Origin of the sequence: Guptibacillus spartinae (assembly GCF_028610625.1) — a bacterium.
Taxonomy (GTDB): Bacteria; Bacillota; Bacilli; order Bacillales; family Guptibacillaceae; genus Guptibacillus; species Guptibacillus spartinae.
On record NZ_JAQQWU010000004.1, the window covers coordinates 241,534 to 263,961 of the forward strand.

Consider the following 22,428-nt stretch of genomic DNA (forward strand, 5'->3'; position numbering starts at 1 on the left):
CTTTTCTTCATGTGAAATCCTAACCCCTATTATATGTCGAACTATTTCGTAAAGTAAATACCTTCCAAAGCATGTTAGAAAAAGTTCAATAAGTTTAGGTTCTCTTAAAGAAGTCACTTACATTGGACGATATAATCAAAAGAGAAGTTACAAATGAGAGAGAAGAGTATGCTAATCTAGAGGAAGTACAAAATGCTCGTAACAGAAAGGGGAAGTAAGCAATGATAGATATCCATTCACACATATTACCGGGAATTGACGATGGAGCTAAAAACATCGAGGATAGTCTAGCAATGGCAAGACAGGCGTTCAATCAAGGAATAACGAAGGTGGTAGCGACGCCCCATAATAAAAATGGCAAGTTCGACAATGGAAGAGAGCTTATTCTTCAAGAGGTAAAGATACTGAACAAGGAACTTCAATTAGAAGGCGTTGACCTAGAAATTCTTCCTGGACAGGAAAATCGGATCTATGGCGAACTGGTCGAGGAGCTGATGGGGAGCGACTTATTAACCGTTAACGAAAACGGTGTCTATATGTTAATTGAGTTTCCTTCCAGTCACTTACCACGTTACGCCAATAAGCTCATGTTTGACCTTCAAGTAAATGGGATTGTGCCGATTATTGTGCACCCTGAGCGTAACCGCGAAATTATGGAGAATCCTGAACGTCTTTATAATCTTGTAAAAGAAGGGGCGTTAAGTCAATTAACAGGAACGAGCGTAACGGGGAAGATGGGCAAGAAGATTCAGAAGTTCTCACTGGATTTAATTCAACACAATTTATCTCATTTCATCGCATCAGATGCGCACAATACAACTTCCAGACCGTTTGATCTGCTAGAGGCATTTGAAACAGTAGAAAAAGAGTTTGGGATTTCAACAAGATACATGTTACAGGAAAACGCTGAGGACATGGTAAAAGGAAGAATGGTGGCAAAAGAAGTACCGCAGCAAGTACGTAAGAAGAAAATATTAGGGTGGTTTTAAATTAATGAAAAAAAGGTCCTCATTGTAAAAAGGATCTCTTTACAATTCCTTAATAAAAAATTTTTCGTCAAAGTTTGTAGATAAAACGATACTGCAAGCCCTTTCTTCTACAAGATTCGACACGAAAACATAGTATATTCGTACCACGACAAATTTCATGTGGGTATTAGTGAAAAAAAAGGCTAAATTTAACTGTATTTCTGTGTTATAGTGAAATCTGTATTAAAATTAGTTACGTATTAAAAATAATTTATGAACGCGTTGGAGGCATTTATGGAAGAAACAATTAGTTTAAAGGAAATTTTCTCGGTTCTTAAAAAGCGTCTTACTCTCATTCTATTAATTACGCTTCTTGCTACAGCAACGAGCGGTGTTGTCTCATATTTCCTACTTACCCCAATCTATCAAACATCAACCCAAATTCTTGTGAATCAAAAAGCAGATGAAGAAAATACCTTTGATTATAACCAGGTAAGAACGAATGTTGAACTTATTAATACATATAGCGTCATAATTAAAAGTCCCCAAATACTTGAAAAAGTTGGGGAGGATTTAAATCTTGATTTATCAACCAATGCATTAAAAGAAAAAATCTCAGTAAGTAACGCGCAAAACTCACAAGTCGTTTCCATTGATGTAAAAGATGCTGATCCAGCACTAGCAGTAAAGATTGCAAATACAACAGCTAAAGTATTTGAAAAAGAGATTAGTAACATCATGAATGTAGATAATGTGAGCGTGCTTTCAGAAGCAAATTTTGAAGGGACACCTAGCCCGGTTAATCCTAAGCCTGTTTTAAACATGGCCATTGCGCTTGTAGTTGGATTAATGGTTGGTGTTGGTCTTGCCTTCTTACTCGAATACCTTGATAACACGATTAAAGATGAAAATGACATTGAAAAGGTTCTTGGCTTGCCTGTACTTGGAACAATTGCAGTGATTGAAGATAAGGAAGTGGGTTCATCAAAGAGCCATGGAAAAAAATCTTTAAGGGGTGAAACGGTTGAGTCGTAAAAATCGAAAGTCTGTCCAGGTTGATAAAGAAAGAAGTCTCTTAACACACCAAAATCCCAAATCCCCCATTGCTGAGCAATATCGAACGATCAGAACGAATATTCAATTCGCATCTGTTGAAGAAGAGATCCGTACAATAATGGTTACTTCTTCGGGACCGATGGAAGGGAAATCTACAACAATCGCTAACCTTGGAGTAGTTCTTGCGCAACAAGGTAAAAGCGTCTTAATTATTGATGCCGATTTACGTAAGCCAACGGTTCACTACACGTTCAGAACAATGAACACAAGAGGGATTACCAATATTCTCACACGTCAGGTTCAGTTGATAGAAGTAACACAGGAAACAGAAGTACCGAACCTAAATGTCCTTACGAGTGGACCCATTCCACCGAATCCATCAGAACTTCTTGGTTCTAAGGGGATGGATAACCTAATCGAAGAAGCACTTCGACATTATGACGTCATACTATTCGACTGCCCTCCGATTCTTGCGGTGGCTGATTCGCAGATTGTGGCGAATAAGGTGCAGGGGACTGTGTTGGTTGTTAGTAGTGGGACTACTGAGAGGGAATCAGCTTTAAAGGCAAAAACTCTGTTAGAAACAGTGGATTCTAAAATACTTGGAGTTGTATTAAATAGAAAAAAAATTAAGGGAAGTAGTTACTATTATTACTACTCGCAAGGATGAAGGTGGTTTAAATGGCGAAAAAAAACAAGCGAAGCGGTTTTGAATTAGTAAAGAGACTAATAGATTTGACTTTTGCAACATTAGGCTTAGTAATTACGATGCCGATTTTTTTGTTTGTCACCTGTTTATATTTGTTTGGAGAAAATAAAGGTCCTGTTTTGTTTAAACAAATTAGAATAGGTAGAAATGGAGAAAGGTTCAAGATATATAAGTTTAGATCTATGGTTCAAAATGCCGATTTAAAGTTGAAACAAAATGCAAGGCTATATGAGAAATACTTAAAAAATAACTATAAACTAGAACCTTCTGAAGATCCTAGAATTACAAATGTTGGGAAATTCTTAAGAAGTACCAGCTTAGATGAGTTACCTCAACTTATTAATATACTGAAAGGTGAAATGAGCTTAGTTGGACCTCGACCTGTGGTTGAAGAAGAATTAATAGAATATAAAGAGAAACAAGAAAGTTTTCTTTCGGTAAAGCCTGGTTTGACAGGTTTTTGGCAAATTAGCGGTCGAAGTAACGTTGGTTATCCAGAAAGAGTAGATTTGGAGTTGTTTTATGTGAATAATAAATCTCTATTTCTTGATATTAAAATCTTACTGAAAACATTTATAATTGTATTTATTAAACGTGGTGCATATTAAATACACACACTTCTCTAAACCATTTTGAAAGAGCCGGTGATGAAATGTGAAACGAAAGATAATATTACATGTTAGTCAGCCTACACATGGTGGAGTTATTGAATATATCAGGTTGTTTTTGGAAAATTCTAGCACAGAACAATTTAAGAATTTATTGATTTGCCCTCTTAATACTTCTAAGATCATAGGAAACTTTAACTCTCCAGTTATAAATATTAATATGGTTAGAGAAATATCTCCAATTAAAGACCTGGTTGTAATAATGAAATTAAGAAGGGAAATAAAAAGAGTAAAGCCAGATGTTTTATATTTACATAGTGCTAAAGCTGGCGCACTAGGAAGAATTGCTTCATTTGGATTAAAACATAAAATCGTATACAATCCCCATGGTTGGTCATTCACTATAGATTGTTCCCAAATTAAGAAGCGCATGTATGCATTTGTCGAAAAATTCTTATCTGTAAAATCAGATTTGATAATTAATATATCAGATGATGAATTTTTAAAAGCTAAGGAAGCTGGGCTCAATCATAGTAAAATGACTATTATTAATAATGGTATAGATGTATATAAATATAAGAAAAATACTAAATTAATTTATAGTGAGCGTATCGTTATAGGATTTGTTGGAAGGTTAGATCAACAAAAAAATCCAGTAATCTTAATTGAAATTGCCAAGAAATTAATACACACTTATCCCAATGTATTATTTTACATTGTAGGAGACGGTGCACTCAGAGAAGAATTGGAAACAAATATATTTAATGAAGGACTCTCTAAATATTTTTATTTTACTGGTTGGGTGGATAATGTCGAATCAGAAATTAGAAATTTTGATTTAGCATTATTGACTTCAAAATGGGAAGGATTTGGGCTAGTTGTTTGTGAATACATGGCAGCAAAAAAACCTGTAGTATCAGTAGAAGTAGGCGGAGTAAAAAATATTATTACCAATAATATAGACGGTATTCTTATCAAAAATTATGATGTGGATGCTTTTGTGGAGTCAATAACTAGTTTATTAGAAGATAAGACATTTTATAAGTATATTGTTAATAATGCATACAAAACAGTGAAAAGTAAATATAGTATTAAAACTACAATTGAAGCAAGTGAAAAACAATTGAAAAAATTGATGGAATTAGAACGTTAGGTGAATTAATGGATTATATATACATATTGCTGTTTGTAAATATTTCTTTTCTTGTTATAGCTATTGTAAAGGAAAAATATCTGTTTAGTTTAAATACAATATTTAATGCATATGCTTTATTATATTTTTTTTATGGCTTATTTGTATTTAATTTTCGTCCTTCTGAAATGAATATAAAAACTGAATTAATAACTTTAGCGATTATTGCGGTAATTTCATTCAACCTAACATACTACATTTTCAAGAAAAAAATAATAAAACCGCTTTTCAAATTTGAAGAGACAACTTTATCCAATTCGGTTGGAATAATTTTAATGGTTATCGGTTTAAGTGCTGAATTGATACTAATTCTCAAGGTTGGACCTATAAATTTTTTAACAATGGATAGATATGAGAGGTTTCCTATTTTAAAGCAAAATGATTATCTGGTTTATTTAATTAATTTAATAAATATAAGTTTAGCAATTTTCTTGAATAATTATCTGAAGTATAAAGATGACTTTTCGAAAAAATTATTATATTTTTGCACACTCCATAACATACTATATTTTATTTTAATGATATCCAGAAGTCATCTATTATTAAATTTTATTATTTTTGGATACCTACTGGAAAGGTATAATAAGTTAAAAAAGAAAAGTATTATTATATATGGTTCTGTTTTAGTATTTGTAATGTTTTTTTATAAAAGCTTTTTGTATAGTGTATTATTAGGGAAAAGTGAGATTTACTTTAACTATGGAGAAGTGGTTAACTGGATTAGGAATTCCATATTACTTTTCAATTTAGGTATTGATAGTAATGATCTACCTAATAATAGTTATTTACTAGCATTAAAATCATTGTTTGTTTTATCTCCAAAAGAGGATGCTCTTTCAGAATGGTTCGTATATACTTTTTTTCCTTCTCAAGCAACTGAAGGCTTTACTATGGGTTTTTCAGGGTTGATTGAAGGTTATTTATATATGAATACCTTAGGGGTAGTTTTGCATTTCGCTCTAATAGGATTTATTTGTGCAATGTTTGAAAAAAGAGAGACTGATCTGTTTACCATTATTAAAATATTTTTATTGTACACATTATATAAAGTATTCCGATCTGAAATTTATAATTTTGTGAAATCTTCATATTGGTATTATATAGTCCCGATTTTGGGAGTATACTTCTTCGATTATTTAGCTAAAAGCGTTATAAGGAGAAAAAAATGAAAGTTCTATTTGTAGAACCATATGAGTATTACAGTTCTTTAGGTGTTGAAAAATATTTTCAAGGACACGAATTATTTTTCAATGGGGTAAAAAAATATAATAAAGAATTTGATCAAGAATATGATTTAGTAGTTTCCTATCTATTTCATTCCGAGGCAGCCAATCATCTGGTTTTAAGAGCTAAAAAAGAGGGTGTAAATACTATGTTTTTAGTGGATGGGGTCTTTGACTGGGCCAATTCATTTGAGAATCCTAAACATAAAAAATTAAATTTAAAGCAATTCCATCCTATACCACATGATTATATTTTATGTATTGGAGAGTGCGAAAAAAAATATTTTGAACAACAAGGTGTTATCGCAGAGAAATATTTACCTAAACGTATTTTAAATAATCAGAAGCCAATCTCATTACCTATTGAGGAAAGGGTCCTAATTACAACCGCCAACAATCCTTATTTTTCAAATTTGGAAAAAGATAAATTAATTGATCTTCTAAAAGAAGTGATTACACAACTCAAAAAAAAAGAAACTAAGTTTATATTTAGAATATTCGATAAAGTTTTGTTGGATGAGTTATCTATTTCGGAGGATGATAATTTTATTTCTGAATCTTTTGAAGAAACCCTATCAAAAGTGAATGCGGTAATAACTACGCCAAGTAGCATTATTTTGACTGCGATGTTTCATGATAGAAGTGTTGGAACATTGATATATAGAGATGTTCCACTGTTTTTGCAAAGTGGATGGTTAATTCACCAAGGGTGTGATGTCTCTACAAGTTTAGATAATTTAATTTCAATGGATAAAGATAGAATGTACTTCCAAGAATTCCATTTAAAAAACTACCTAGAAGAAACTCCATTTGATTTAGAAAAGATGGTCACTAAGCACAGTAGAAACTATGATTTAGAAGAATTCGTAAACAATAACATGTACAATATGTTAAATTCAAAATTCAATATCAATTTTGAATTTAAAGTTCGCTCTGCATTTTCAAGATTAAAGAAACTCAAAAAGAAAATTTTTAATAAATAGTATTAAAATGATATTAAGGTGGGTTGAGAGTTGAGGTTAATAGGAAAAATAAGTAAAAGCATTAAATCTAATTCGAAAATAAAGATCTTTGTTAAAGAAAAAATCATATTGCTCCCATTATTAAGTAAAATTAACTTCATTATGAAATTTACATATCCGTATTCCAGTTCAGCAGATAATAATAAAGTGATATTTGTTCATACACCTAAAACTGCAGGGAAAGGAATAGCTAAAGCATTATTTAAAGAAGATTTTATTGGGCACCATTTGTTAGAGCAATACAAGAAGACAGATGTTGAAAAGTACAATTCATACTATAAATTTGGTTTTGTTAGAAATCCATGGGATAGGTTGGTTTCTGCATATTTTTATTTAAAGCAAGGCAATACAGGGCCATATGGTGATAGATTCACAGAAAAATATTTAACTCACGAGTCTTTTGAAGAATTTGTCTATGATTTATCAAAAAGAAAAGATATTTTTCTAAAATGGGTTCACTTTATTCCACAATTCAAATTTGTTTGTGATGAAAACAATAAAGTGGCAGTCGATTATATTGGGAAATACGAAACTTTAGAAGAGGATTTTAAGGTTTTAAGAGACCATTTTAAAGTGTCTGGGGCGACTTTGGAGAAATTTAATAATAGCAAACATAAGCCATATTGGGAATATTACAACAAAGAGATGGTGGAAATTGTTAGATGTGTATATCAAGATGATATTAATATCTTCAATTATGAATTTCCATATGAAAAATTAAAATGATAATACCTGATTTATTTTGAAGGAGAAAACCTTGGGAATTGGATTTAGCAAAAAAATAAAAAGTAATCAATTTTTTAAAAAAATAATTGAGTCATTTATTGGTAAGTTCTCTTTTGTATTATTCACAATGCTATTCTCACTAATAGTTACCAGACTGTATGGCCCGCAAGTATTTGGTCTGTATACATATGCCTTTACATTAGTCTCTATATTAATGGTATTTGCAAAAGCAGGATTAGATAATGGATTATTGTACTATATACCTAAAGTAGGAAGTAAGTTCATAAGTTTTAGTTTTTTAATTAGTACTATTTTATCTATAATAATTATATTAGTCGGGCTATTGTTCATTGAAAATGATTTCACATTAATTATGTTACCTCTTATAATGCTATTGACTTTAGAACAGTTATTCTTCAGTATTTATAGATCAAACGAGCAGATAAAAGAGTACTATATTGTTAATGGAATTATATCCTTTATAATTAGGATAACTATAGTCACCATATTAATCCCAATAATCGGAAATGAAATTTGGAATGTTGCAATAGCGGTTTATTTATCTTTTTTATTTTCTATTTCATATTACTTTTTTCAATGTAGAGATTCTTTTACTAAAATAAATTATTCTAGGACTTATTTAAAATACTCACTTCCTCTAGTTCTATCTGCATCTATGGCCATTATGATAGATAAGATTGACATAATTATGATCGGAAACATGCTAGATAATACAAGTGTTGGAATCTACCAAATATCTGCTCAAATTGCAAATGTAACTTCCATGTTATTAATTATTTTTAATACCGTTTTTGCACCAAAAATTTCAAAATTATATCACCAAAACAAAATTGATGATTTAAGAGCAGTGTATATAAAATCGACAAAAGTATTAGGCTTGATTTCATTAACTTTCTTAATAGGAGTATTTTTCTTTGGTGATTTTATATTACATATATTTGGAGAAGAAGTAATGGTAGGAAGACAATCATTACTTTTAAGGAGTATTGGGCAGTTTGTTAACGTTGCAGTTGGTAGTGTGTGGCTAATGCTTGCAATGACAGGAAAACCCAAATTTCAGATGTATGCTAATTTTATAGCGTTTATAATCAATGTTGTTCTGAATTTTATATTAATACCAAAATTCGGGATTGATGGTGCGGCTTTTGCGAGTATGGTGACAATTGTATTTATGAATATAATTGGCTATACGATAGTATCAAAGACTTTCAATATCAAAGCATATAAATTTTTTTAGGAGGTAATATAATGAAAATTGCTGAGAAAAAGAAAAATGTAAACAATGTAACCCCACATGGTGGATTTTTGGTAAATAAAGAGTTGATAGGAAGCGAAAAAGAAAAAAAACTGAAGAAAATGCAATCAATGCAATCAATTAAGTTAGATAAATGGGCTATTTCCGATTTAGAACTTATTGCTATAGGCGGGTTTAGTCCATTAACTGGGTTTATGAAAAAAGCAGACTATGAAAGTGTACTAGATAGGTTGCGGTTATCAGATGGTACCCTCTGGAGTATTCCAATTACTCTCACAGTCGATAAGTCAGTAGTGGATAATTTAAACATTAAAGAAGAAATAGCATTGAATGATCATTTAGGAAACACTTACGGAACAATGCTTGTGGAAGAGTTTTATTTATGGGATAAACAAATTGAATCTCAAAAGGTATATGGAACTAATGATATTAACCATCCAGGCGTAAAAAAAATATATGATAAAGGAGAGTATTGTATAGCAGGACCTATTACTTTGATTCAACGACCAAACCACGGAGAATTCAAAGATTTTTACAAAGATCCCGCTGAAACGAGAAAAATGTTTATAGAGAATGGTTGGAATACGATTGTTGGGTTTCAAACGCGAAATCCAGTCCATCGTGCACATGAATATATCCAAAAAAGTGCATTAGAAATTGTGGACGGATTACTATTGAATCCACTTGTTGGAGAAACAAAGAGTGACGATATTTCAGCAGAAATTCGCATGGAAAGCTATGAAGTGATTCTTGAAAACTACTATCCTAAAAATAGAACTGAGCTTGTTATTTATCCAGCAGCAATGCGTTATGCGGGACCTAGAGAAGCAATCTTACATGCTATTGTGAGAAAAAACTATGGTTGCACACATTTTATAGTGGGGCGTGATCACGCTGGTGTAGGCGATTACTATGGCACATATGATGCACAGGAAATTTTCAACCAATTTTCGAAAGAAGAAATCGGTATTGAAATATTGAAGTTCGAGCATGCTTTTTACTGTGAAAAATGCGGAAATATGGGAACTGCTAAAACATGTCCCCATGATAAAGAAAGCCATGTTCATCTTAGTGGTACAAAAGTGCGTGAAATGCTTCGAAATGGAGAAAAGCCACCTAAAGAATTCTCTCGTCCGGAAGTTGCCGAAGTACTCATTAAAGGAATGCAACAGTCTTAATAAGGAATGTGATGTCCCATGACTTGGGAAATGGGTTTTGTACTTATTGTTTTACTAATCATGATGGTTGGGCTAGTTTTCGAATTAGCTCGGCCTGATATGATTGTATTTATCACGCTGACAATTTTTCTGTTAAGCGGAGTTCTGACGCCTGATGAAGCATTAAAAGGATTTTCTAACCAGGGAATGTTAACGATTGCTCTATTATTTATCATAGCTGGAGCTGTACAAAAAAGTGGTATTGTAGATCGCTCAACAACTAAGTTAATAGGGAATAGCACATCACCAAGAAAATCACTTGCTAGAATGTTGATTCCTATTACTGGGTTTTCAGCTTTTTTAAATAACACACCCATTGTTGTAGCATTTACTCCTTTAATCAGAAAATGGTGTACTGATCGAGGCATAGCCCCATCAAAATTCCTTATTCCTCTTTCATACGCAACGATACTTGGTGGAACGATGACTTTACTCGGAACTTCGACCAATTTAGTTGTACATGGATTAATGCTAGATTTTGGAATGGAAGGTTTTTCGTTATTTCAGCTTGGTATTGTTGGACTACCTGCAGTAATTATAGGTCTAATTTATATTATTTTTATTGGGTATAGAATCTTACCAAATAACAAAGATATGACAGATACTGTTAAAGAACATTCGCGTGAATATCTGGCAGAGATGACGGTACAAAATGATTACGAGTCGGTTGATCAATCTGTGAAAAATGCAGGTTTACGAAAATTGAATGGTTTGTACCTTATAGAAATTATAAGAGATAATGAGCGAATATCGCCAGTAAGAGGCTCGACTAAAATTAAAGCTGGAGACCGATTGATTTTCACGGGTCTAATAAGTACGATAGCGGAGCTTCAAAAAGTTAAAGGGCTTATGCTTGAGACTGGAACGGATTTAAACTTGGATACTCTTAAAAACGGTAATGTACAGTTAGTTGAGGCTGTCGTATCTCATCAATCAGGATTGCTTTATAAAAGGTTGAAAGATACTGGATTCCGCAGTCGCTACGATGCAGCAGTTATCGCGGTACATAGAAATAATGAACGTGTGAAAAGTAAGATTGGCGATATAACGCTTAAAGCAGGGGATACCCTATTATTGATCGGTGGGCCAGATTTTCAGAATAGAGTACAACAGTCTACCGATTTTTACGTTACTACCCCATTAGATAAACCAGCTATCTTAGAAAATCAGACAAAAGGCTGGCTTGCAATTGGCACCTTATTAGCGATGATTTGTTTTGTTACGCTTGGTTTTCTAAGTATGTTTAAGGCGATGGCACTAACAGTGGTCTTGCTATTAATAGCTAGGGTAGTTACACCTGAGGAGGCCAAACGTTCAATCCAGTTTAATGTATTACTCTTAATTGCCAGCGCATTTGGTATTGGTACTGCAATCTTGAATACAGGGCTAGCCGCATTTATTGCTGACAACTTAGTTACCTTTAGTGAACCATTAGGAATGATTGCAGTTCTTGTTTTCATGTATATATTGACCAATGTTTTTACAGAAATCATAACCAATAGTGCTGCAGCGGTCATGATGTTTCCAATAGGAATTCAAGTGGCTGAGAAATTGAACGTTGATCCGATGGCTTTTGCAGTGTTAATTGCAGTTGGAGCATCGGCAAGCTTTGTAACGCCAATTGGTTATCAAACCAATTTGATAGTTTATGGTCCTGGTGGTTATAAATTTACTGATTATATGAAAATTGGAATACCATTAAGTTTAATTGTAATGAGTGTCACGGTATTTATGGTTAATCTAGTATGGATTTAATAGAAGGAGCTTAATAAAGATGAAATCTACAAATATTACTTGGCATGAGGCTCAAGTTACTAAGGAAGAACGTCAAAAGCTTAATACACATAAAAGTGCAGTGCTATGGTTTACAGGTTTATCCGGGGCAGGTAAATCTACGCTTTCAGTTGCTGTAGAGAAAGAATTGCATAACAGGGGAATTCATACGTATATTTTGGATGGAGATAATGTTCGTCACGGATTAAATAAAAACTTAGGCTTTAGCCCTGAAGATCGAACTGAAAACATTAGACGTATCGGAGAAGTTTCTAACTTATTCGTAGATGCTGGTGTGATGACACTCACAGCTTTTATCTCTCCATATCGTGAAGATCGGGACATGGTAAGAGAGCTAGTGAATGAACAAGAATTCATTGAGATTTACGTAAGCTGTAATCTTGAGGAATGTGAAAAGCGTGATCCAAAAGGATTATATCAAAAGGCTAGAAATGGAGAAATTAAGGGCTTTACTGGTATTGATGCTCCTTATGAAGCTCCAGCTAACCCTGAAATAATAGTAGAAACAGATAAACAACCTCTAGAGAAATCTGTTGAACAGATTATTCATTATTTAGAAGTTAACGGTTATTTTAATTAGAATAAATTAAGGGGGGAATCTCGTGAAAGTAATAGCTGTCATTCCAGCAAGACATGGCTCTACCCGATTTCCAGGAAAACCATTGGCACAAATTATTGACAAACCTATGATTCAACACGTAGTAGAAAAAGTTCAAACTGCTAAACAATTAGATAGAGTAGTAGTGGCTACAGATCATCAAGAGATTTACGATAAGGTTTTAGGTTTTGGTGGTGAAGCTGTTTTAACACGTACGGACCATGAGTCAGGATCAGACCGAATGGCAGAAGTGGCAGCAAAAATTGATGGAGATCTTTATGTGAATGTTCAAGGTGATGAGCCATTAATTAGACCAGAGCTTATCGATCAAATTGTTTCAATTGCGAGAGAAAATGAGACAAGCGTCGTTACTGCTAAAGTCAAGTTGACAGAAGAAGAAGATATTTCAAGTCCGAATGTTGTCAAAGTGGTTACGGATAACCATGAGAATGCTCTCTACTTTTCTAGATCTCCCATTCCTTATAATCGATCTAATGAAAATATTGATTATTATAAACATCTTGGAATCTATTGTTATCCAAAAAGAGTTCTCCAACAATATGTGACTTTACCTAAATCCACATTAGAATTGACAGAGATGCTGGAACAATTAAGATTGTTAGATAACGGATTTAATATTAAAGTGATTCAAACTTCTTATGATGCTGTTGGTGTGGATACACCTGAAGACATTCTTAAAGTAGAAAAAATATTGGAGGCTCAACATGGTTAAAGAAATTAGATTGAATGACCAGATTGCGTTCGGTGGAAATAATCCCTTTGTTTTAATTGCTGGTCCATGCATGATTGAAAGTGAAGACCTCGTTTTTGAAATCGCAGGGAAAATGAAAGAAATCACAAACAAATTAGGGATTCCTTACGTATTTAAAGCTTCTTTTGATAAGGCCAATCGCTCTTCAATCCATTCAGAAAGAGGACCAGGATTAGAAAAAGGCCTAGAAATTCTATCAAAAGTAAAAAAAGAATTTGATGTGCCTGTTACTTCAGATATTCATGATTATACACAAGCTGAAGCTGCTGGAGAGGTATTGGATATTATTCAAATACCAGCTTTTCTATGTCGCCAAACTGATTTATTAGTTGCTGCTGCTAAAACAGGAAAGATTATTAATGTGAAAAAAGGACAATTTCTTGCTCCTTGGGACATGAAGAATGTTGTAGTTAAATTGAAAGAATCAGGTAACGAAAATATTCTGCTCACTGAGAGAGGTTCAACGTTTGGATACAATAACTTAGTAGTTGATATGAGATCTCTTATCACGATGCGTGAACTTGACGTTCCTGTTGTTTTTGATGCAACGCATAGTGTTCAAATTCCAGGGGGGCAGGGAACAAGTACTGGTGGAAAAAGAGAATTTGTTCCTTATTTATCTCGTGCAGCAGCTGGCATTGGTATGGATGCCCTATTTACGGAAGTTCATCCTAACCCAGATCAAGCGCTTTCTGATGGACCAAACACGTTAAAATTAGATGAAATAGAAGAAATTTTGAAGCCAATAGTAGAAATTGATCGTTTAGTAAAAAGCTTATAAAGGTGGCTACTAAAATGACTACTTCAATTAATCAAAGACAAGATTACCTTACTAGTGTGAAGGAAGTACTTGAAATTGAAGCAAATGCTATTCTTTCTCTGAAGGATAGTTTGAATGGCGAGATCAACCAAACGATCGAAATGATCTTAGAATGTAAAAGTAGAGTTATTGTGACAGGAATGGGGAAATCAGGTCTAATTGCTCAAAAAATTGTTGCTACCCTCTCGAGCACAGGTACACCCTCACTTTTTCTACATCCAGCAGAAGGTTTGCATGGAGACTTAGGGATGGTGACTAAAGATGATGTTGTCATCGCAATATCCAATAGCGGAGAAACGGAAGAATTACTAAATATCTTGCCTTCTTTAAAGCGAATTGGGCCCAAGATGGTAGCGCTTGTTGGAAGAGAAAATTCTACGCTAGCTGATAAATCAGACGTCATTCTTTCAATTGGAAAAGTAGAGGAAGCGTGTCCACTAGGACTTGCACCAACTACTAGCACAACTGTGACTCTTGCAATTGGCGATGCGGTTGCAATTGCTTTGTTAAAAGCTCGTGATTTTAAACCAGAAAACTTCGCGTTATATCATCCGGGAGGTTCCTTAGGTCGCAAATTGTTACTTACGATTCAGGATGTGATTGATGCCAATCCTAATAACCCAACAGTCGATGAGAATAAAGAAGTAAAAGAAGTTCTGTTTGAAATGACAAAGTCAGGGCTTGGAGCTATTTCAATTATTGGGGAATCAGGAAAGTTAGAAGGTATTTTAACTGATGGTGATATCCGTAGAGCACTTGCTGAAGGAAATCATATTCTCGAGACACCAGTTAATAAACTTTACACAAAACATCCTATAACAATACCTAATACTCTATTAGCGGCTGAAGCACTTAAAATAATGGAGGACAAACGAGTGAACGTCCTACCAGTTCTTAATGAGAATGCTGAACCTATCGCAATGGTGCACATTCATGATTTAACAAAGATGGGGTTATAAATGAACTCAACGATTAAGCTAATCATATTCGATGTAGATGGCGTTTTAACGGATGGAACGTTATTGGTCGGGTCTGATGGTACAGAATATAAGGGATTTAATACACAAGATGGAATGGGAATTAGTCTGGCACGATTCGCTGGTATCAAAACGGCTATTATTACTGGAAGAAAATCGAATGCTGTAGACAAAAGAGCTAATGAACTTTCGATAGATTACGTTTATCAGGGTATTCATCATAAAGTTCATTGTTTAGAAGAAATGATACAGGAATTGGGTATCAGATCTGAAGAAGTCTGTTACATAGGCGATGATTTAAATGATATCCCAATTCTCAATTTAGTTGGCTTCCCTTGTTGTCCATCTAACGCAGTTGAATTAGTAAAAAGTAAGTCAAATTACGTATCAACTGCAGCTGGTGGGAAGGGTGCAGTAAGAGAGATTTTAGATTATTATCTTGCTACGTATTTTGATTATGAATTATTAGTAGAGCAATTTATTGAAAGTAAAAAGGAAATAAAACAATAGGCTAGTACAATCGCTAGCCTTTTCTACTGATGAGGTGACATATGAGTAATTGTGTAATATGTGAGAAACACGCATCTAACTCTTCCCTTTTAATTTATCAAGACAATCTTGTGAATGTATATCACGGACCACTAGCCTCTGGACTTCTTGGATATATTCATGTAGAGCCCAGGAGACATGTAGAGAACTTATACGAGTTTACTGAAGAAGAGACTATCCATATCAATCAGATGATTAAGCATTCAACAAAATTATTAAATGAGTATGTAGATGCTGAGCGAGTCTATGTTGTCACGATAAGCGAAGCTGTACGTCATCAACATTTTCATTTAATACCTAGGACAACAGAATCAAATTTAAAAGGACTTTCATTGATTGAACAAGCCACTCAGCAGAAAGCATCTGAAAGTTTATCAAGCATTGTGGTTGAAGATTTGATAAAAAGGTTGAAACCTGAATTAATGAACCTATTATCGTAGAGAGTATGGTGAATATGCTAAATAATATCGATTTAACCTCCATTATACATATTGCAATGAACGCAGGTAATAAAATACTTGATGTATATAATTCAGAAAATTTTCAAGTTGAACATAAAAAAGATGATTCTCCTTTAACACTTGCGGATAAAAAGTCTCATGAAGCTATCGAAAATGGTTTAAATTCACTAGGATTAAAATTACCAATTCTTAGTGAAGAAGGGGATCACTTAGCTTTTGCAGATAGAAAAGACTGGGAATACTTTTGGCTTGTAGATCCGTTAGATGGTACGAAAGAATTTATTAAACGAAACGGTGAATTCACTGTAAATATTGCACTTATTCATAATGGGCATCCAGTACTAGGTGTCATTTATGCACCTGTTTTAGATACAATTTATGTAGCAAAAGAAGACTTAGGTTCATTCAAACTTAGCGAAGTTTCTAATAAAGAATTCAAATCAATTGAAGAGTTTACATCAGTTGCGCTGAAATTGCCTTTAGAGAAGAAAGAAGAGAAAATTTCTGCAGTAGCTAGCCGATCTCACCTTTCTCCAGAAACGGAAGAGTATTTAAATAAGGTAAAAGAGAATTATGGTGAAATCAACATTACTTCAGCAGGCAGCTCTCTTAAACTTTGTCTTGTTGCAGAAGGAAAAGCTGAGGTGTATCCACGTTTCGCACCTACGATGGAATGGGATACAGGTGCCGGGCATGCTATAGTTATTCATGCTGGTGGAACTGTAACACACACCGATTCTATTGAACCTTTAATTTATAACAAAGAAAATTTATTGAATCCGTGGTTTATTGCTAGAAAAAAAGGGTTTAATTTATAAATCATTTATTTCTCAATTTATTGGGGAACTAATTGGTTAATCCAGTTAGCTCGCCTTTTATAGACTGAATATTCAATCTTTAAATTCGAAAGGAAGATACATATGAAAGTAAGAAAAGCGATTATTCCAGCTGCTGGTCTAGGAACAAGATTCCTCCCAGCAACAAAAGCTCAACCAAAAGAGATGTTGCCAATTGTAGATAAACCAACCATTCAATACATAGTAGAAGAAGCTGTTGCAGCAGGAATCGAAGATATCATTATTGTCAGTGGACGAGGAAAACGTGCAATAGAAGATCATTTTGACAAATCTTACGAGTTAGAAGAAACCCTAACTAAGAAACAAAAGATGAAAATGTATGAAGAAGTTCAAGAGATTTCAAACCTAGCCAACATTCATTACATACGTCAAAAAGAACCTAAAGGTCTGGGGCATGCCATTGGTTGTGCAAGCAGTTTTATTGGAAACGAACCTTTTGCTGTGTTACTGGGAGACGATATTGTACGATCAGAAACGCCGTGTATTGGTCAATTAATGGATGTTTACAATCGCTACAATAATTCAGTTGTTGGAGTACAGCAAGTAGCAGATGAGGATGTTTCGAAATACGGAGTCATTGCACCAAAAGGCGGAATGCTAGAAAAAGGTGTTATCCCTGTGGCCTCACTTGTTGAGAAGCCTTCATTAGATGAAGCTCCTTCAAATCATGCTATTCTTGGACGCTATGTTCTTACTCCAGAGATCTTCACTATTCTTGAAACGCTGCCTACTGGTGCAGGTGGAGAAGTACAGCTAACGGATGCTATTAAAGTATTAAATGAATCCCAAGCCGTTATTGCTCATGAGTTTGAAGGGGATCGCTATGATGTAGGCGATAAGTTCGGATTTATTAAGGCAACGGTGGATTTCGCTCTTAGTAGAGAAGATCTTCAAGGGGAAGTATTGGAATATCTAAAAGAGGTTGTTGAAAAGGAACTCACATATAGTTAACAATATGTGAGTTTCATTCGTTAAATCTATTTAATCTTAACAGATAGTATTGAGTTTATAAGAAATCATCTATAAAATATGTAATGGATATTATAAGTTTTTCTTAATTAAAGGAGTCTAACAATGGAAAAAGTATTGATTTTCGGTCACAAAAACCCAGATACAGATACAATTACGTCTGCACTTGTCTATGCAGATCTAAAAAGAAAGCTCGGAATGGATGTTGAGCCAGTACGCTTAGGTGCTGTTAATGGTGAAACGCAATATGCACTAGATCAATTTAATGTTGAAGCACCAAGAATGGTTCAAACCGTTTCAAATGAAACGAATGCGGTTATTCTTGTTGATCATAACGAACGTCAACAGAGTGCTGAAGACATAGAGAAAGTACGCGTTCTAGAAGTTATTGATCACCACCGTATTGCAAACTTTGAAACCGCTGATCCAGTTTACTATCGTGCAGAGCCTGTTGGTTGTACAGCAACGATTCTTAATAAAATGTATAAAGAAAAGAATATTCAAGTTGAGAAAAGTATTGCTGGATTAATGCTTTCAGCAATTATCTCGGACTCCCTTCTTTTTAAATCGCCAACTTGTACTGAAGAAGATGTTCATGCAGCTCGTGAACTTGCTGAAATTGCAGGAGTTGACGCTGAAACCTACGGTCTTGAAATGTTGAAAGCCGGTGCCGATATGAGCAGTAAGACGCCAGCAGAGTTAATCTCTCTAGATGCTAAAGAATTTGGTATGGGTACTGCTAAAGTGGAAGTGGCTCAAGTGAATGTTGTTGATACGCTTGATGTACTTGCTCGTAAAGAAGCAGTAGAAGTAGAAATGAGAAAAGCAATTGAAGAGAAAGATCTTGATTTGTTTGTTCTTGTTGTGACTGATATTCTTACTAATAATTCAACAGTATTAGCGCTTGGGGAGCATGCAGGTCATGTGGAGAATGCTTTTAATGTGGACCTTGTTGAAAATATGGCAGTACTTGAAGGTGTTGTTTCTAGGAAGAAACAGATTGTGCCGGTGTTGACAGAAGAATTTACAGCTTAATACAAAATCAAAGTCAGACAGAATTCTTCAATAGAAGCTGTCTGACTTTTTGTTTATAAAATGAACCCCGTTATGAACTAGGTTATGTGTCTAAGTATTGTTATAGTGTTTGGAAGAAAAGTGGTGAAAATAGTATGTCAAATAGTAAAGTATTACTCACTGGAGGAGCAGGATCAACGGTCTTAAACGTTATTGACTCCTAAGCAGTAGTTTATGATACTCCTGCTAGAGTAATTAGAAATAGGATAGGTGAAGAACCTTACTTATAGGAAATGGTTTCTAGTTTGAGATACCTGGATATGATATTAATAGAATCGTTTAGCTTTTACTTATATAATTAATAATTTCTTTTCTAGTAATTTTCACTTTAGTATTAAGTCATGCTCCAACTCAAAACAGAAGTTAGGGAGGAATATAAGTATGGTAGAGAATTATTCTCTTAATGGACAGACTCTTCAATTCATTTTAGATTTTTAAAAAATGTTGAATCTGGTAAGTCTTACACTATTCAAGAACTAGTTGATCAATTCATATCTTCAACTTACTATAAAGAACAATTTGATTCTTATAAGAAAACTCCAAACAGTTCAATGTGGTATGCAATAAGACGTAGTCGTAATTGGTTAAGGGTGGAGAATAGTGTATATTAAAAAAAGTAAGGATAAGAACAAGAAGCCGGTTCTTTTGGTTCACTACCATTTAGGTTTTTCACAAGAATTGATTAAGTAAATAACAAGGAGAGGCTCTCTAATTCAATGTCTAGCTCAACTGGTTTTCGGTTTACATAAGGAGGTGAATCAGTAGAACTTTCCCGCTGGTATCTTTAGAAATCCTTTAAGACCATAAGTCTTCACGCAAACTGATCCCTTTCTAGATATGAATAATAATACAGTACCTGATCACTTGGATATGGATAAAGACGAAATACCTAACGAAGATGTTTCTTGAACGATGGTATTGTAGGATAAGTTCTCTAAATAGAATTTATAAGCGCAAATTATTATGAATTTGCGTTTTTCACTAATATTATCCATGAAATTACCGATATATAAAGAAACCACCTTATAATAAATGTCGGGAGAGATGAAATTGAGTAGAAAAAGAAATAGGCATTTAGAGACTATTGAAAAGCGTAAAAAGTACCAAGAGATTGCGAAGGCATGGGACAAGTTAGCTGAAAAACAGAATAATAGAATTATCGTTAACGAGAAAATATGGACAGCTTCTGATACTTCTCCAAAACGTTGTGAACACTGTTTAAACATTTCTAGATCTAATCGTTGCAGTGTACATAAGACTCAAGTGGCAGATAACAACTGCTGTGATCGATTTTATTCTCCGAAATTATATTATGGAGGGTCATTTTCACCCAGATAATCTATTTTCGTGTAGTAATGCTACTTGTGTCAATAACGGTTTATAATTCCCTAATATTAGCGCAGCTTAGCTGGCTGTATGCCAGCTTTTACTTTTTCTCTTAACCTGTAAGATCCACCTTTGATATTGAATGTAGTAGAGTGGTGAACGACTCAGTCTAACATGGCTGTAGCCAGCACATCGTTACCAAAAATCTTGCCCCATTCAACGTAAGACTTGTTTGAAGTTAAGATCATTGCTCCTTGTTCGTATCTTTTTGATATGATTTTGTTAGAATACTTCATACGAGAATAGCTTAATACCATAGTGAAAGCATAAACTTCTTTCTGCTCTCCATTTACTTCATATTTGCTAATCTCTCCTCAATCCATTTGAGCCTGTTTACCAGGAGAAATTCATATCGAAGAGTGGCTTGTATTTTAGGACTTGTACGATATGGTCTTACAAAGTCTCTAAAAATAGACATCTTACCCTCATATCCTAATCCTTCTATCTCATCAAACAACACTGAAAAATTCGTCGTTCCTTCTTTTTTTCTCGTTTTAAGATACTCTTTATACGGATCTAATTTGCTTTCCGAACTGGCATGTCTACTCTTCCTTTTAGGTATCTCATCACTTTTTATGTACTTTCGTATCGTCTTGGGATCAATTCCGGTTTCGTCAGAAATCGCCGTTATTAACCAACCTTTTTGAAAAAGTTCTCTAATCATAAAAAATTCCTCAGTCTGGACCATCACTCTACACTCCATGTCTAAAAGTTATATAGAATGATTATCCGTTATTAGTGGGGAATTTGGTACCGTTGTTATAAGGGATTTTATCACCGTTACTAACAGACTAATAGATAAAACTATTAGTCTAAGGGCTTTGCCGTTTTGTATCAGTAAGTGAGTTATAAGAACCGTCACAGTGATTACGGTATAAACAGCCCCCTTTTTTTGAACAATTTTATGTATGAAAAAAGGAAATTTATACTAATTGTCGAAACACTTTAAATTGGGAAAGGAGGTGTAAGTAATGGATTTGAACACAATAATTTGGATTCCTATTTTAACGGCAGTTATTACTACAGCTTTTAATGTTATTTTCCACTTTTTAAAGAGTAGACTTGATTGGTTTGTTGATAAGAAAAAATTTAAAAGAGAACATAACTACAATCAACTTAAAGAGCTATATCTTTATCTGTACGCCATAGTGGTTCAATCAGAATATGTTAGATATTTTTTAAAGAAATACAATAATATTAATTCAACCCAAAAAGGTGCTCCATTTTTACAGATAGAGGGTAATATTAGGCGATTTAAGGATGGGAAATTAACTGAAGAGGATATTAAGAATGATATTACTAATTTTAGTAAACTGGAAATAGCAAATGTAATTATTGAAAAAAGCAAGTTTGCTTCTCCAAAATTATTAAAATTAGCTGTAGCGTATCGATTATGTGATCACTATTATTTGAAAGATTTTGACAACGATAAAACAAAAAACAACTTCCAGGTTGAAGAAGTAAAATTAATATATTTAATAGTACAAACAATTATTAAAGAGTGTAATGAGTTTCTTAAAGAATGCGACATGGAATTTGATAAAAAAGAAATGTCTAATGCAATTATGAATTATAAAGTCTTTGAAAGTAATGATGAGGATGCGTAATGTACATTCTTATTATGTTGAAATGTGGTGACCAGGGGACTGTTCTCTTGATTGACTATCAGTTTTTTTCAATTTCTATAATATAGAAAAAGGGACAGATTCCCACGTCACGCCAGATAGTTAGGACATGCAATTGAAATTTTAGTAAGGAGACCTATCTTTTTTCCATACCCCAACTGAATCAAATGTTTTGATAAACAGTATAGAATTTGATTTATCTAATCTCATAGTTTGGCCTATTTTGTATATAGTACAATGATGACCGTTCATGAATATGTGGAAATTATGAAATAACGAAGAGGCTGAAAATACTGTGAATCAATAAGGAGATAATATATGGATATTAATGAAGCGTGGCGTCAAAAATCCTTTAACGTAATTGGATGGGGATTAGTAGTTTTAGTTTATTTTTTATTAATAGCTATAGTTTTCATAAGTATTGTATTTTGCAATAGAAAAGTGCAGGAAAATGCAAAGAAAAGTGCAGAGGTTTGTCACCCGGAATACTTCTCTTTATTTTCTTTTAGATAATGCGTTTGTTAAGCGGTAACTCTCTCCTTGATAAGA

Annotated in this window: 23 protein-coding genes and 1 pseudogene; 22 read left to right on the forward strand and 2 right to left on the reverse strand. The window is 33.7% G+C overall.

What is annotated here, in order from left to right:
- Positions 1 to 221: 221 nt before the first annotated feature.
- The 20 genes from PQ511_RS10250 to PQ511_RS10345 all read left to right on the forward strand — a co-directional run bounded on the left by PQ511_RS10250 (position 222) and on the right by PQ511_RS10345 (position 18,829).
- A complete protein-coding gene (locus PQ511_RS10250; protein WP_273851786.1) occupies positions 222 to 989 on the forward strand; it encodes a tyrosine-protein phosphatase in 768 nt (255 codons plus the stop codon).
- Positions 990 to 1,262: 273 nt separating this feature from the next.
- Positions 1,263 to 2,003, forward strand: coding sequence for a YveK family protein (locus tag PQ511_RS10255; RefSeq protein ID WP_273851787.1), 741 nt, complete (start codon positions 1,263 to 1,265; stop codon positions 2,001 to 2,003).
- Positions 1,993 to 2,694: a CpsD/CapB family tyrosine-protein kinase gene (locus PQ511_RS10260; RefSeq protein ID WP_273851788.1), complete on the forward strand. Its 702-nt coding sequence runs from the start codon at positions 1,993 to 1,995 to the stop codon at positions 2,692 to 2,694. Before PQ511_RS10255 ends, PQ511_RS10260 begins: the two co-directional genes overlap by 11 nt.
- Before the next feature lie 11 nt (positions 2,695 to 2,705).
- The gene (locus PQ511_RS10265; protein WP_273851789.1) at positions 2,706 to 3,341 is read left to right on the forward strand and encodes a sugar transferase; all 636 of its coding nucleotides are present in this window, start codon (positions 2,706 to 2,708) and stop codon (positions 3,339 to 3,341) included.
- Between the two features lie 46 nt (positions 3,342 to 3,387).
- Positions 3,388 to 4,494: a glycosyltransferase family 4 protein gene (locus PQ511_RS10270; RefSeq protein WP_273851790.1), complete on the forward strand. Its 1,107-nt coding sequence runs from the start codon at positions 3,388 to 3,390 to the stop codon at positions 4,492 to 4,494.
- 8 nt (positions 4,495 to 4,502) lie between these two features.
- The gene (locus PQ511_RS10275; protein ID WP_273851791.1) at positions 4,503 to 5,702 is read left to right on the forward strand and encodes an O-antigen polymerase; all 1,200 of its coding nucleotides are present in this window, start codon (positions 4,503 to 4,505) and stop codon (positions 5,700 to 5,702) included.
- A complete protein-coding gene (locus PQ511_RS10280) occupies positions 5,699 to 6,739 on the forward strand; it encodes a hypothetical protein (protein ID WP_273851792.1) in 1,041 nt (346 codons plus the stop codon). The genes PQ511_RS10275 and PQ511_RS10280 overlap by 4 nt, the downstream gene beginning before the upstream one ends.
- A 30-nt stretch (positions 6,740 to 6,769) precedes the next feature.
- A complete protein-coding gene (locus tag PQ511_RS10285; protein WP_273851793.1) occupies positions 6,770 to 7,504 on the forward strand; it encodes a sulfotransferase family 2 domain-containing protein in 735 nt (244 codons plus the stop codon).
- Between the two features lie 31 nt (positions 7,505 to 7,535).
- Positions 7,536 to 8,762: an oligosaccharide flippase family protein gene (locus PQ511_RS10290; protein ID WP_273851794.1), complete on the forward strand. Its 1,227-nt coding sequence runs from the start codon at positions 7,536 to 7,538 to the stop codon at positions 8,760 to 8,762.
- 11 nt (positions 8,763 to 8,773) lie between these two features.
- Positions 8,774 to 9,958: a sulfate adenylyltransferase gene (gene sat / locus PQ511_RS10295; protein ID WP_273851795.1), complete on the forward strand. Its 1,185-nt coding sequence runs from the start codon at positions 8,774 to 8,776 to the stop codon at positions 9,956 to 9,958.
- An 18-nt stretch (positions 9,959 to 9,976) separates the two neighbouring features.
- Positions 9,977 to 11,752 carry an SLC13 family permease gene (locus PQ511_RS10300; protein WP_273851797.1) on the forward strand — a complete coding sequence of 592 codons (1,776 nt, stop codon included), beginning with the start codon at positions 9,977 to 9,979 and terminating at the stop codon, positions 11,750 to 11,752.
- Between the two features lie 19 nt (positions 11,753 to 11,771).
- Complete coding sequence (cysC, locus tag PQ511_RS10305; RefSeq protein WP_273851798.1) at positions 11,772 to 12,371, forward strand: adenylyl-sulfate kinase; 600 nt, start codon at positions 11,772 to 11,774, stop codon at positions 12,369 to 12,371.
- A 22-nt stretch (positions 12,372 to 12,393) separates the two neighbouring features.
- Positions 12,394 to 13,122, forward strand: coding sequence for a 3-deoxy-manno-octulosonate cytidylyltransferase (gene kdsB, locus PQ511_RS10310; protein WP_273851799.1), 729 nt, complete (start codon positions 12,394 to 12,396; stop codon positions 13,120 to 13,122).
- Complete coding sequence (gene kdsA / locus PQ511_RS10315) at positions 13,115 to 13,942, forward strand: 3-deoxy-8-phosphooctulonate synthase (RefSeq protein WP_273851801.1); 828 nt, start codon at positions 13,115 to 13,117, stop codon at positions 13,940 to 13,942. The genes kdsB and kdsA overlap by 8 nt, the downstream gene beginning before the upstream one ends.
- A gap of 14 nt (positions 13,943 to 13,956) precedes the next feature.
- Positions 13,957 to 14,940 (forward strand): KpsF/GutQ family sugar-phosphate isomerase, encoded by a 984-nt coding sequence (locus PQ511_RS10320; protein WP_273851802.1) that lies wholly within the window; start codon positions 13,957 to 13,959, stop codon positions 14,938 to 14,940.
- Complete coding sequence (locus tag PQ511_RS10325) at positions 14,941 to 15,468, forward strand: KdsC family phosphatase (protein ID WP_273851803.1); 528 nt, start codon at positions 14,941 to 14,943, stop codon at positions 15,466 to 15,468.
- Positions 15,469 to 15,509: 41 nt separating this feature from the next.
- Positions 15,510 to 15,947, forward strand: a complete 438-nt coding sequence (locus PQ511_RS10330; protein ID WP_273851804.1) for an HIT family protein — start codon at positions 15,510 to 15,512, stop codon at positions 15,945 to 15,947.
- Positions 15,948 to 15,961: 14 nt separating this feature from the next.
- Entirely contained in the window at positions 15,962 to 16,786 is an 825-nt protein-coding gene (gene cysQ / locus PQ511_RS10335) for a 3'(2'),5'-bisphosphate nucleotidase CysQ (protein ID WP_273851805.1), read from the forward strand.
- A gap of 102 nt (positions 16,787 to 16,888) precedes the next feature.
- Positions 16,889 to 17,776: a UTP--glucose-1-phosphate uridylyltransferase GalU gene (galU, locus tag PQ511_RS10340; RefSeq protein WP_273851806.1), complete on the forward strand. Its 888-nt coding sequence runs from the start codon at positions 16,889 to 16,891 to the stop codon at positions 17,774 to 17,776.
- A gap of 123 nt (positions 17,777 to 17,899) precedes the next feature.
- The gene (locus PQ511_RS10345; RefSeq protein WP_273851807.1) at positions 17,900 to 18,829 is read left to right on the forward strand and encodes a manganese-dependent inorganic pyrophosphatase; all 930 of its coding nucleotides are present in this window, start codon (positions 17,900 to 17,902) and stop codon (positions 18,827 to 18,829) included.
- A 1,433-nt stretch (positions 18,830 to 20,262) separates the two neighbouring features.
- Here PQ511_RS10345 and PQ511_RS23715 read toward each other — a convergent pair.
- A pseudogene (locus PQ511_RS23715) lies at positions 20,263 to 20,463 on the reverse strand (ATP-binding protein); the annotation flags it as partial.
- A gap of 80 nt (positions 20,464 to 20,543) precedes the next feature.
- Positions 20,544 to 20,942, reverse strand: coding sequence for a hypothetical protein (locus tag PQ511_RS10355; RefSeq protein ID WP_273851808.1), 399 nt, complete (start codon positions 20,940 to 20,942; stop codon positions 20,544 to 20,546).
- Between the two features lie 283 nt (positions 20,943 to 21,225).
- On the opposite strand from PQ511_RS10355, the gene PQ511_RS10360 reads away from it, so the two are divergent.
- Both PQ511_RS10360 and PQ511_RS10365 read left to right on the forward strand, forming a co-directional pair.
- On the forward strand, positions 21,226 to 21,861 hold the full coding sequence (locus PQ511_RS10360) for a hypothetical protein (protein ID WP_273851809.1): 636 nt from the start codon (positions 21,226 to 21,228) through the stop codon (positions 21,859 to 21,861).
- A gap of 336 nt (positions 21,862 to 22,197) precedes the next feature.
- The gene (locus PQ511_RS10365) at positions 22,198 to 22,392 is read left to right on the forward strand and encodes a hypothetical protein (protein ID WP_273851810.1); all 195 of its coding nucleotides are present in this window, start codon (positions 22,198 to 22,200) and stop codon (positions 22,390 to 22,392) included.
- Positions 22,393 to 22,428: the final 36 nt, after the last annotated feature.